At 73.3% G+C, this 11,782-nt stretch carries 10 protein-coding genes and 1 riboswitch; of the genes, 8 read left to right on the top strand and 2 right to left on the bottom strand.

What is annotated here, in order from left to right; all coding sequences use genetic code 11:
* Window positions 1-47 precede the first annotated feature (47 nt).
* The gene (locus ABT092_RS20330) at window positions 48-674 is read right to left on the bottom strand and encodes a TetR/AcrR family transcriptional regulator (RefSeq protein WP_351245756.1); all 627 of its coding nucleotides are present in this window, start codon (window positions 672-674) and stop codon (window positions 48-50) included.
* Window positions 675-1,045: 371 nt separating this feature from the next.
* Window positions 1,046-1,255: riboswitch (cobalamin riboswitch) on the top strand.
* Window positions 1,256-1,473: 218 nt separating this feature from the next.
* Between ABT092_RS20330 and ABT092_RS20325 the strand changes: the two genes are divergently transcribed.
* The 8 genes from ABT092_RS20325 to ABT092_RS20290 all read left to right on the top strand — a co-directional run bounded on the left by ABT092_RS20325 (window position 1,474) and on the right by ABT092_RS20290 (window position 10,389).
* Window positions 1,474-2,355 (top strand): GHMP family kinase ATP-binding protein, encoded by an 882-nt coding sequence (locus ABT092_RS20325; protein ID WP_351245754.1) that lies wholly within the window; start codon window positions 1,474-1,476, stop codon window positions 2,353-2,355.
* Window positions 2,352-3,374: a cysteine synthase family protein gene (locus ABT092_RS20320; RefSeq protein WP_351245752.1), complete on the top strand. Its 1,023-nt coding sequence runs from the start codon at window positions 2,352-2,354 to the stop codon at window positions 3,372-3,374. Before ABT092_RS20325 ends, ABT092_RS20320 begins: the two co-directional genes overlap by 4 nt.
* On the top strand, window positions 3,371-4,615 hold the full coding sequence (locus ABT092_RS20315; protein WP_351245750.1) for an ATP-grasp domain-containing protein: 1,245 nt from the start codon (window positions 3,371-3,373) through the stop codon (window positions 4,613-4,615). The genes ABT092_RS20320 and ABT092_RS20315 overlap by 4 nt, the downstream gene beginning before the upstream one ends.
* A complete protein-coding gene (locus ABT092_RS20310; RefSeq protein WP_351245748.1) occupies window positions 4,608-5,879 on the top strand; it encodes an MFS transporter in 1,272 nt (423 codons plus the stop codon). Before ABT092_RS20315 ends, ABT092_RS20310 begins: the two co-directional genes overlap by 8 nt.
* Window positions 5,848-6,597 (top strand): class I SAM-dependent methyltransferase, encoded by a 750-nt coding sequence (locus ABT092_RS20305; RefSeq protein WP_351245746.1) that lies wholly within the window; start codon window positions 5,848-5,850, stop codon window positions 6,595-6,597. The genes ABT092_RS20310 and ABT092_RS20305 overlap by 32 nt, the downstream gene beginning before the upstream one ends.
* Window positions 6,594-7,592: an ABC transporter substrate-binding protein gene (locus ABT092_RS20300; protein ID WP_351245744.1), complete on the top strand. Its 999-nt coding sequence runs from the start codon at window positions 6,594-6,596 to the stop codon at window positions 7,590-7,592. The genes ABT092_RS20305 and ABT092_RS20300 overlap by 4 nt, the downstream gene beginning before the upstream one ends.
* A 301-nt stretch (window positions 7,593-7,893) precedes the next feature.
* Window positions 7,894-8,664, top strand: a complete 771-nt coding sequence (locus ABT092_RS20295; RefSeq protein WP_351245742.1) for a thioesterase II family protein — start codon at window positions 7,894-7,896, stop codon at window positions 8,662-8,664.
* 507 nt (window positions 8,665-9,171) lie between these two features.
* The gene (locus ABT092_RS20290) at window positions 9,172-10,389 is read left to right on the top strand and encodes a glycosyltransferase (RefSeq protein ID WP_351245740.1); all 1,218 of its coding nucleotides are present in this window, start codon (window positions 9,172-9,174) and stop codon (window positions 10,387-10,389) included.
* 84 nt (window positions 10,390-10,473) lie between these two features.
* On the opposite strand, the gene ABT092_RS20285 is transcribed toward ABT092_RS20290, so the two are convergent.
* Complete coding sequence (locus tag ABT092_RS20285; protein ID WP_351245738.1) at window positions 10,474-11,679, bottom strand: S8 family peptidase; 1,206 nt, start codon at window positions 11,677-11,679, stop codon at window positions 10,474-10,476.
* Window positions 11,680-11,782: the final 103 nt, after the last annotated feature.

Genomic DNA, 11,782 nt, shown 5'->3' with positions numbered 1-11,782 from the left:
CGAGCGCTGCCGGGGGTCGTCACACGGGCCGCCGGCAGCCCGCCCCGTCAGGGTTCGATGCGCAGGTAGCGATGGGTGAGGTCGGTGATGGCGGCGATGAGTTCTGCGGCGAGCCGGTCGATCTCCTCGGCCTCGTGGTGCAGCAGTGCGTGGGTGGCCCCGTACCAGGCGCCGTAGATCAGGATCGCGGCCATGGCGGGGTCCGGGGCGTCCGCGGGCGGGTCCGGGCGCTCGGTGATGAGCCGCCGGAAGGCTTCGACGTGCGCGTTCTCGGGGCTGGCCTGGACCGTCGCCTTGGCGTTGATGGGGGTGTGGCCGTAGAGCACGTCGTGCAGTTCGGCGTGCTCCAGATAGGCGTGGACCGCGTCGCTGAGCCAGGCGTCCACGCGTCCGACCCAGTCGTCGGCGGGCAGCTGCCGCACCACGGCGTCCTGCCGCTCGACCAGCCGGTCGATGAAGCGGGCCTGGAGGGCGAGCATGAGATCGCGCTTCGAGCCGAAGTGCAGGTAGAAGGTGCCGATCGCGACGCCCGCGCGGTCCGTGATCTCGTCGATCCGCGCGGCGTCGATGCCGCGTTCGGCGAAGACCCGCTCGGCGGCGTCGAGGAGGTCGGCACGCCGCTCCTCAGCGGGTTTGGTACGCGGGCGGCCCGGTGCTGATCGGCGCTGACTCATTCCAGGAAGTCTACGCGTCCGGGGGCGGTGGTGCCGCCCCCGAGGGGCCCGGCAGACGGCCGGTCGACGGGGCCGGCGCGCACGTCAGCACGGGCGCAGGCCCCGTCGACTGAGGTTCATTCACGAACGTCACGGCCGTTCTCCGCGCGCCGCGCGCCGGGACCGTCCCGCCTTCCCCTTGGCATCGGCGGCAGGTGGGTGGCGGGGGAACGTTTCACGACAACTTCCTTCGCCGCCGGCAGTGAGGGGCCCGTTCGAAGATCGCCCACGGGGGCCTGCCTGCGGACGCGCGGCGTTCGAAACCCCTCCTCGACGATCACAACAGGCCAACCCGCACCACCGCCCCCTGTCGTCGTTCGGAGTGCGCGTCCTACGCTGCCACCGCAGTCGGTTCGTGCCGCCTCAGGCGTCACGTCGCAAGAGGGAACCCGGTGCGAGTCCGGGACTGTCCCGCAGCGGTGAGTGGGAACGAAGGCCGTCATCGGCACTGGCGCCACCAGCGCCGGGAAGCGACGGCCGGTAGGTGAGCCCCCGGGCTCGTGCCCACGAGTCCGAAGACCTGCCGCTGCGCGCGTGCGGAACGGTGCGCGCTGTTCACGGCGGCTCCGGGGACTGGGCCCGCGGTGCGGGCGTCCGTCGCTCATCGACGGCACGCGCCCTCCCCCACCCCCGTCCGCACGACCGTACGACCCGATGGCCCCTGCATGACCAAGGAGGAACGGTCCGTGACGAGTGGTCAGAGCGATCCGTCCGCCCGGGACGCCGTCCGGACGGCCCGGCCCCGGGAGGCACACCGCTGATGCCCTCCGGCGACGAGCGGGCCGCCCGGACCTTCGCGGGCGTCTGCCACGGCACACTCGGCGAGTTGTACCAGGGCCCCTTGCGTCCGGCCGCCCAGCCGGACATCGCCCTCGTCTCGTTCCCGGTGGGCCGCCACTCCTGGGTGTACTTCTCCCCGGGGCGCACGCCCCCGGGGCCGTCTCCGCTGGGCGCCAAGGCGACGGCCGCCGTCGACCTCTTCCTCGACCACCACGGCCTGACCCTGCCGCCGGGTCGCTGGACCACGCACTCCGAACTGCCCGTGGGCGTCGGCATGGCGAGTTCCACGGCGGACGTCGTCGCCACCCTGCGCTGTCTGTTCCGGATCTTCTCCCTGCCCTACGACCCCGCCCTCGTCACCCGGGTGCTGTCCCGGATCGAGCGGGCCGACAGCGTCTTCCTCGACGAGTTCGCGCTGTACCTCAGCGCCCGGCACCGGGTGGTCCGACAACTCGGCACCGACATCGGCTTCCACACCGCCTACGCGGTGGAGCCCGGCGGGGTGGACACCGCGGCCGTCACCCCTGCGCTGTTGGACCAGTACCGGCGGCGGGCACGGGAGTACGAGCGCTGCCTGACCGACCTGCTCAAGGGATTCGCCGCCGGCGACCCGGCGGCCGTGGCCCGCGCCGCGACCACCAGCGCCGTGCTCTCCCAGGAGGTCCTACCGAAACGGACCTTCGAAGCCGCCCTGGCCCACCGCGAGGAGTTCGGGGCCGACGGAGTCTTCGTCGCCCACACCGGGTCCCTGGTCGGATTCCTGTTCACCCGCCCGATCGGCTTCTCGGCCCGGGACGAACTCTCCGCCTTCTTCCACTCGCACGGCCACCAATGCGCCTTCGCCCAAGGAGGATACGGGTGATCCACCCCCATATCGCGGACGCCCTCAAGACCCCCGACCTCGTCCGGCTGTCCCCGGACACGGTCCTGATCCGCTTCGAGTCGATGAAGGTCTACTCGGCGCTGGCCGCCGTACGGCACCTGCTCGACCGGGGCGCCGTACGGCCCGGGCAGACCCTGATCGACAGTTCCAGCGGCATCTACGCCTACGCACTCGCCCTCGCCTGCCACCGCCACGGCCTGCGCTGCCACATCGTGGCCTCCACCACCGTCGACGAGACCACCCGGGCCCAACTGGAGGTCCTCGGGGCGAGCGTCGAACAGGTCGCCCCCTCGACGAGCCTCAAGCTGGACCAGGAGTTACGGGTCCGCCGGGTGCGGGAGATCCTCGCCGAACGACCGGACGTCCACTGGATGCGCCAGTACCACGACGACATCCACTACCTGGGCTACCAGGAGGTTGCCGACCAGCTGGTCAAAGCGCTGCCCGAGGCGGCACTGACCGTCGTCGGCGGGGTGGGTTCCGGGGCGTCCACCGGCGGGCTGGTGGAGCGGCTGCGGCAGCGCGACCCGTCCGTGCGGCTCGTGGGCGTCCAGCCCTTCGGCAGCGTCACCTTCGGCAGTCAGGACCACCACGACCCCGAGGCCATCATCGCCGGGATCGGTTCCTCCATCCCCTTCGACAACGTTCGCCACCACCTCTACGACGCCGTCCACTGGATGGACTTCACCCACGCCATGGCCGGCACGGTCGCCCTCCTGCGCGAACACGCGGTGTTCGCCGGGCTGTCCACCGGCGCGGCCTACCTCACCGCCACCCACGAGGCCCGCCGCCATCCCGACCGGGTCCACCTGGTGGTCGGCGCCGACACCGGGCACCGGTACGTCAGCCGGGTCCACGCCCGACACGCCGAGGCCCTCGACCCGGCCGGGCTCGCGCCGGTCGAGGTGGACTCTCCGCAACAGATGTCCATGCCCTGGTCGACGATGGCGTGGGACCGCACGCCCGACCCGGACGAACGGAAGGAGGACACCGCGTGACGGTCGTCTGCCTGGAATCCCTCACCTTCGGACTGGGCCACCTGGTCCGCGCCGCGGACGCGCTCGACGAGCGGCTGGTGCTGCTGACCCGTGACCCCGCCTACTACGGGTACGAACTGGAGCGCCTGCCGCCCGGCGCGCTGGACGTCGTGGAGATCGACACCTTCGACGTCGCCGCGGTCACCGCGGAACTCGCGCGCACGCCCGAACTGCACGGGCTGATCGGCTCCACCGACACCTGGATGCCGGTGAGCGCCGAACTGACGGCCGCCTTCGGCCTGCCCGGGCTGGATCCGCAGGTGCTGCGGCTGACCCGGGACAAGGCGCGGGTCCGTTCGCTGCTCCACGGGGCGGGCCTCACCCGGGGGGACGCCACCGAGGGCGCCGACCCGGCCCAGTTGCGCAAGGGGGTCCTCGCGGACACCGGTCTGCCCGCGATCCTCAAGGACACCGCGGGCACCGGGAGCCGCAACGTCTGGTTGGTGCGCGACGAGGCCGAACTGGACGCGGCGTTGGCCGAGGCGGGGCAGCGCGAGTTGATGGGCCGCCTGTTCGCGGAGCCCTTCTTCCCCGGCCCGGTGTACAGCGCCGAGACGCTGACCTGGGCGGGCCGCACCCGGCTGCTCGGGGTGTCCAGCAGGCTGATGTCCCCGGAACCGCTCTTCCGCGAGGAGATCACCGCGTTCCCCGTCGCCTTCCCCGAACGGCAGCGGGCGGAGCTGGAACGCTGGTTGGACCGGGTGTTGGCGGCCGTCGGGTACACCGACCGGTTCGCGCACGTCGAGTTCGTGCTGACCGCCGACGGGCCCGAGGTGGTGGAGATCAATCCCCGGATCGGCGGCGCCCTGGTCGGGGAGGGGCTGTGCCGGGCGCTGGGCGTCAACGTCTACGAGGCGATGGTGGAGGCCGCCCTCGGACGCAGGCCCCGGCTCATGGACACCATGCCGCCGGGCGGACCGGCCGTCGCCTTCGTCCTCGGCTATCCGCAACGGCCCGGCGTGTTCGAGGGCGTCGCCGGCTTGGAGCGGTTGGCCGACCTGCCCGGTGCACCCGTCTGGTACCCGATCAAACGGGCGGGCGACCCGATCGAGCACCTCGACGACAGCCGCGGCTACGCGGGCATCGTCTACGCCGAGGCCGAGACGGCGGAACTGGCCACCCACCGCGCGGTGGCGGCGGCCAACACGGTCCGGGTCCTGACCCGGCCGTTCCCCGGGACCCCACGAGGCGCCGGTGGCTGACCCGCCCACCGGACGGGTACCCCTGCGCGCCGCCCTGGCGACCCTGACCGGGCCCTTGCGGTTCCTGCTGCTCAGTTCGTTCCTGATCCCGCTCGGCAGCTTCATGGTGCTGCCGTTCATGTCGGTGTTCCTGCACGAACGGCTCGGGATGGGCCTCGGGACGGTGGGCGTGGTCCTCGCCGTCGCCTCGCTGGTGCAGTTCTCCGGCGGGGTGCTCGGCGGGGCGCTCACCGAGCGGATCGGGCTGCGGCGCACCATGCTCTGGGCGCTGGCGATCCGCACGGCGGGCTTCCTCGGTCTGCTCCTGGCGCTGCGCTGGCCACCGCTCGCGGTCGGCGCGCTGGTCCTCACCTGTGCCGGGGCCGCGCTCTACCTCCCGGCCAACAAGGGCTACCTGGTTCACGGGGTGGACGAGGAGCGCAGACCCGCCTTCCTGTCCGCCGGGAACGCCGCCCTCAACGCGGGCATGGCCCTCGGGCCGTTGATCGCGGGCCCGTTCGTGCTGTCCTCGCCGGGGCCGGTGTTCCTGGCCTCCACGGTGCTCTTCCTCGTGGTCGCCGCCGGGCACGTGCGGCTGCCCGCGGCCGGGGAGGAGGCGCCGCGGACGCCGGACCCGGACGCCCGGCTGCTGACCGGGGTGGCGGTCCTCCCGTTCGCGGCCAACGCCCTGGCGTTCTACCTGTACTTCCACTTCCAGCACTACCTGGCCGTCTATGCGGTGGAGCGCGCGTCGAGCACCTTCTACAGCCTGGTGCTCCTGGTCTGCTTCCTGCTGGTGATCGTCGTCCAGCCGGTGGCCTCCGGGGCGATCGCGCGGATGTCCTACCCGTGGGCCTTGGGCACGGGCTTCGCGGGACTGGCCGCGGGGCTCGCGGTGTTGGCGATCGGCACCCGCCCGGCGCTGGTGGCGGGCGGGGTGTTGATCACCCTCGGCGACATCGTGCTGTTCCTCAAGAACGACCTGGAGGCGCTGCGCCGCAGCCCGCGCTCCGATGCGGTCGTCTTCGGCCAGCAGCGGTTGGCGGCCGGGGTCGGCGCCGGGGTCAGCGCACTGATCGGCGGCGTGCTCTACGACCTCACCGACCGGACCGGTGGCACGGGCTGGTTCTGGCTGGCCGCCGCCGCACAGTGCCTGCTGCTCCCTCCGCTGCTGCTCGTTCCGCTGTTCCGGCGCACCCGACGCGCACGGCACCACCCCCACCACGACGACCCCGAAGGGACACCCCAACCCCATGGCGAACACGGGCGGATTCCAGGACGATGACTTCTGGATCGAGTTCTACGACTTCCTGTTCTCCCGGCAGCGGTTCGCCCAGGGCGAGGAGTTGCTGAGCTCCTCCCCCCTGCTCGACCTCCCCGAGCGGTCGCGGGTGCTCGACCTGTGCTGCGGACCGGGGGTCTTCACGGTGCCGTTGGCCCGCCGCGGGCACCAGGTCACCGGGGTGGACCGCAGCCCCGCCCTGCTGGAGCGGGCCCGGGAGCGGTCGGCCGGGGAGGGGGTGGCCGCGCGGTACGTCCGGTCCGACGTGCTGGAGTACTCCGCCCCCGGCGAGTTCGACGTGGTCCTCAACCTGTTCACGTCCTTCGGGTACTTCGAGGACCCCGAGGACAACGCCCGGGTGCTGCGCACCATGCACGCCTCCCTGACGCCCGGCGGGACGCTCCTCCTCGACCTCGCGGGCAAGGAGCTCCTGGCGCGCAGGGTCACCCCGCCCAAGGTCGTCCGACAGGGCGAGGACCTCATGGTCCAGACTGACACGGTGCTGGACGACTGGGCCCGGCTGCGCAGCGACTGGGTGCTGGTGCGCGGGGAGCGGGTGACCCGGGCGGCCCTGGTGTGGTTCGTCTACAGCGCCGTGGAGCTGCGCGCGATGGTGGCGGAGGCCGGGTTCGAGGGGATCGAGGTCTTCGGCGGGTTCGACGCCCGCCCCTACGACGAGAACGCGGAGCGGTTGGTCCTGCGGGCCGTGCGCCCGCGGTGACCGCCGCTTCCGTCCGGTTCCGTCGGACGTCCGCCCTGGTCCTGGCCTCGGCCCTGCTCGCCGGCTGCGGTACCGGGGCCCCGGAGCGGCGCGGCGGCCGGGACGCCCCGTCCGCACCCGGCTTCCCGGTCACCCTGGACAACTGCGGGGTGCGCACCACCTACGAGCGGCCGCCCGAGCGGGTCGTCACCATCCACCAGCACCCCACCGAGGTGATGCTGGCGCTCGGGCTCGGGGACCGGCTGGTGGGGACCGCCTTCCCCGATTCGGCTCCGCTGCCCGGGCACGCGCGGGAGTTCCGCGGACTGCCGGTCCTGTCGGAACGGGAGCCCTCGTTCGAAACGGTGCTCGCCGCCGAACCGGACTTCGTGTACGGCGGATTCGACAGCGCGTTCGCCGCACAGGAGGGCCGCTCCCGCGAGGCGTTCGCCGAGGCGGGCATCGACACCCGGTTGAACCTCGAGTACTGCGGGCGGGGCCGGACGTCGATGTCCGACGCCTATGCGGAGATCCGTGCCGTCGGCAGCGTGTTCGGCGTGCGGGAGCGGGCCGACCGGCTGGTCGCGGAACTGCGGCGACGGGTCGAGGACGCCCACCGGGCCGTGCGGGGCGCCCGGGCGGTGCCGGTGCTGGTGTACGACAGCGGGCAGAAGACGGCGTACACGGCGGGCGGCAGGAGCCTGGCGACCGATGTCATCGCCCTGGCAGGGGGACGCAACGTCTTCGCCGACCTGGACGAGGTCTTCGGCGACGTCTCCTGGGAGCAGGTCGCCGAGCGTCGCCCCGAAGCCATCGTGATCCACGACTACGAGGGTGGGGGCGGCCTGGAGCGGAAGAAGGAGTTCCTGCGTTCCCATCCGGCGCTCGCCGAGGTGCCCGCGGTCCGCGAGGAGCGGTTCGTGACGCTTCCGCTGGCCGCCACGCTGGTCGGGGTCCGGCCGCCGCACGCGGTGGCGGAACTCGCGCGGGGCCTGCACCCCGAACGCTTCCGCTGAGCGCCGGCTCCGACCGGTGGCCGAGCGCCGCCGTGCCTCCCGGCAACGTCACGGGGCGGCACGGCGGGCGCCATCGCCCCGGTCGGGAGGCGGGGAGGGGGCCCACGCCGCCTCCGGGCGCGCCGTCGCCGGGTTCGACCCGTTCGGGCGCGCAGGGCCGGGAGTCCCGCAGCGTCAACGAGAGCGGGAGCTCCCCCGTTCCTCGCCGGAAGTCCGCATGAGGAGCCCCCGACGCCGGGGATGATCCCTGCGGTGAGAAGTGGACCCCACCCGTCACCGATGACCGTCCCGAGGAGACCCCGTGCACCTGCCCGGTACCGAGAGGGAGCGTTGGCTGCGCCGCTTCCGACCCCGACCCCACGCCCGTGTCCGGCTCGTCTGCTTCCCGCACGCAGGCGGCTCCGCGAGCTTCTACCATCCCGTCGCCACCGCCCACGCCTCCGCCGACGTCGTGATCCTCCAGTACCCGGGCCGCCAGGACCGCAGACACGAACCGCTGGTGCGCAGCGTCTCGGAGTACGTCGATCGCATCGCCCCGGTCCTGGAAGGCGAAGAGCCCCTGCCGACCGTCCACTTCGGGCACAGCATGGGTGCGGTACTCGCGTTCGAGACGGCCCTCGCGCTCGCCGGCACACGGGCCGCGCCCCGGGCGATCGTCGCCTCCGGCCGACGGGCACCCGTCACCTTCCGCGACGAACGGACGCACCTCGGCGACGACCGGAGTCTGCTCGACGAGATGCGGCGGCTCAACGGCACGCAGGCGGACGTCCTGGACGACGAGGAGATCCTGCGCATGGCCCTGCCCGCGGTGCGCGGCGACTACCGGGTCATCGAAACCTACCGGGCCGCGCCGCACCGCGGAGTCGACTGTCCGATCACGGTGCTGGTGGGAGAGGACGACCCGAAGACCACCGTGGCGGAGGCCGATCGGTGGCGCGAGCACTCCACCGCGGAGTTCCGCATCCGCACGTTTCCCGGCGGGCACTTCTACCTGACCACGCAACAGGCCGAGGTGAACGCCGAGTTGGCCGCCGCCTTGACTGCGGCCGCCCAGGGGCGCGCCACCCGGTAGCCCCAGGGGGCGCTGCCGTGTCCGAGGAACGTCAGCGTCCCCGCCGCGCCGCATCCGGCCGCACGGCGCTCCGCGGAGGGCCGGCGCACGCGGAGGGTCTTCTTTGCGCCGAGGTGGACGGCAGGTGATCCTCGGGCCGGCCCGGCGGGCGGTCGGAGTGCGGACCGCGAAGGTGCGCTCTCCGAGGTGGCCTGGACGTGTTTCCCGGACGCTCGACCCCGCGGACGGGTCATGATCAGAAGTGGCCAGCGGGCCGCTCTCGACGTTGACCCGCGCGGGGCCCGCTCCTACGGTCGGTGCCGGTGGTGGTCACGGCGGCAGGTGGACCACACCGCCCGGGGAACCGGCGGGGCCGCCGACGCAGGCTCGCCGGCCACCGCCCGGCGGACGCACCGGGCGCCCGTCGCCCCGCTCCCCTCCCCCTCGTCGCGGCGCACGCGTTAGACCCGCGCGCCGCCCGACCGGGAGGGCGGGATCCGACAACACCCCAGGAGAAAGGCCCTCTTCGTGCGCGTACTGGTCACCACCCTCGGCAGTCCGTCCCACGGTCGCGCCCAGCTTCCGCTGGTACGGGCCCTCGCCGCAGGCGGACACACGGTGCAGGTGGTCACGACGCCGATCATCGCTTCGGTGTTCGCCCGGGAGGACGTCCGGGTGGCCGCCCTCCTGCCGGACGTCATGCCCGGGCACCGCGAGGTGCCCCGGCTCCAGGCCCTCGCCGCGCGGGAGGACCTCGACGAGGAACAACGCGCCCAGCAGTTGAAGCAGTTGATGGTCTCGGGCCTGTCCCGGTCGATGGCGCTCGATCTGCAACAGGTGCTGCTGCCGGTCGTCGAGGACTTCGCCCCCGACCTGATCCTGCGCGACGGGATGGACCTGGGCAGCGTGCTGATCGGGGAGGCCCGCGGCATCCCCCAGTTGCCCACGCCCTCCGGGGCGAGCAACTCCCTCGACCCGGCGGACCTCCTGCCCGGGCTGAACGCCTCCCGCACCGAGCAGGGGTTGCCGGTCCGGGAGGACCCGCTGTCGATCGTCCCGTTCGGACGGATCGACTGCGTGCCCGAGGCCTACTCCTTCGCCCAGTTCCTGCCCGGCGCCCGGACCTATCGGCAGGCGCTGGCCGTGGACCGGGCGCTGGCGCTGCCCGACTGGGTGGCGGAACTCCCCACCGACCGGCCGCTGGTGTTCGCCTCGATCGGCACCGCGGCACCGCTGATGCTCCAGTGGGGCCTGGAGACGGACAGCGGCGCGATGCCCCTGCCGATGCCCCACCCGGAGGAGAGCCTGCGGACGATCCTCCGGGCCGCGGCCCTGCTGGAGGAGTGCACCGTGCTGGTGACGTCCATGGGGTTGACGGTGGACGTGGCGGACCTGCCCTCGCACGTCCGGGTGACCGAGCGCCTCCCGCAGCCGCTGCTGCTGGAGACCGTCGACCTCTTCCTCACCCACGGGGGGTTCAACAGCGTGCGGGAGTCGATGCGCACCGGCACGCCCATGGCCGTGCTCCCGCAGTTCGGCGACCAGCATCCGAACGCCCAGCGGGTGGAGGAGTTGGGCTTGGGCCGCCACGTCGCCGACGCCACCCCCCAGGGCATCGCCGACACCTGTCGTGCGGTCCTGGCCGACCGCACGATCGCCGCCGGGGTGCGCCGGGCGCACCTGGCGATGCTGGCCCTCCCGGACATCGAGCACGCCGTCGCCGACCTGGTGGAACTCGTGGGTTGAAGCGGCCCCGCCGCAGTGGGCCGTGCCGGCGAGGGCACGGCCCACGCCCCGCGGTCCGGTACGGCCCCACGGGGGCGGCGGGGGTCACAGACCGCCGGTGTACAGCATCCGGTTGGGGGACGACTTGCTGACGGTCAGGGCGTCCCGGGTCGCCTGGCCGACGATCCAGGTGCCGACCTCTTCGGCGGTGGCCGAGGGGTGCACCGCCTTGTAGAGCGCGGCGACGCCCGTGACGTGCGGGCTGGCCATCGAGGTTCCGTCCAGGGCGAGGCTGCCGCCGCCCGCCCGGGCCGAGACGACGTCCTTGCCGGGGGCGTAGAGGGTCAGGCAGGGGCCGAAGTTGCTGAAGTCGGTCTCCCGGTCCCGGTGGTCGGTGGCGCCGACGGTGAGCGCCCAGGCGGCGCTGGCCGGGGAGACGTCGCAGGCGTCCTTGGCGTCGTTGCCGGCGGCGATCACCGGGAGCACCCCGCGGGCGGCGACGTTGTCGACCGCCCGGTTGACCGCTTCGCTGCGTTCGCCGCCCAGGGAGCCGTTGAGGACCGCGGGTTGGCGGGCGTTGCGGGCGACCCAGTCGAAGCCGGCGATGATGCCCGACCAGGCGCCGCGGGCGGCGCAGTCCAGGACCCGCACGCTGACCAGGGAGCTCTGGCGGGCCACCCCGTAGGTCGCACCGCCGACGGTGCCCGCGACGTGGGTGCCGTGTCCGTTGCAGTCGGCGCCGCCCCTGCCGTCGCCGATCGCGTCGAACCCGGGGGCGGCCCGGCCGCCGAAGTCGGCGTGCCGGTAGTCGATGCCGGAGTCGACGATGTAGGCCGTCACCCCGGCGCCGGTGCCGTGCACGGTGAACTGTTGGTCGAGCGGCAGGTAGGGCTGGTCGATGCGGTCCAGTCCCCAGCTGGCGGCCGGGGCGGTGGCCTCGGCGGTGCCGTCCTCCTCGACGGACTCCACCCCCGGCAGGGCGCGCACCGCCGTCAGTTGGGCGGGGGTGAGCTTGGCGGCGAAGCCGTGCAGGGCCGCGGTGTAGGTGAAGAGCCGCCTCGCCGTGGGTGCCGCCTTCTTGAGCACGGCGTCCGGGGTCGTGTCCTTCTTGACCGTGACGATGTACTGCCCCGGGACGGGCACGGTGGCGCGGTGCAGGGGGGCGGGCTCGGCGCGGGTTCCGGCGGACGAGGGTCCGGCACCGGCCGGGGGCCCGGGGGGCGGGGCGGGGGCCGCGAGGGCGGGGACCGCCAGTGAGGTGAGTGCGGTGACCAGGGCCGCGAGGACGAGCGGTCGGGTGTGCTTGGGCATGGCAGGGACCTAACAAATCCACCTCCGCGAATCCAGCACCCCGGCGGTCCGATCGTCATATCGAGTGACCGGAAGCGGGGAGACGGAGCAGGGGCGGGGCGCC

The organism is Streptomyces sp. NPDC002490 (genome assembly GCF_040296045.1).
Lineage (GTDB): Bacteria > Actinomycetota > Actinomycetes > Streptomycetales > Streptomycetaceae > Streptomyces.
The sequence above is the reverse complement of the archived record's forward strand: the minus strand, read 5'-3'. Positions and strand labels throughout refer to the sequence as shown.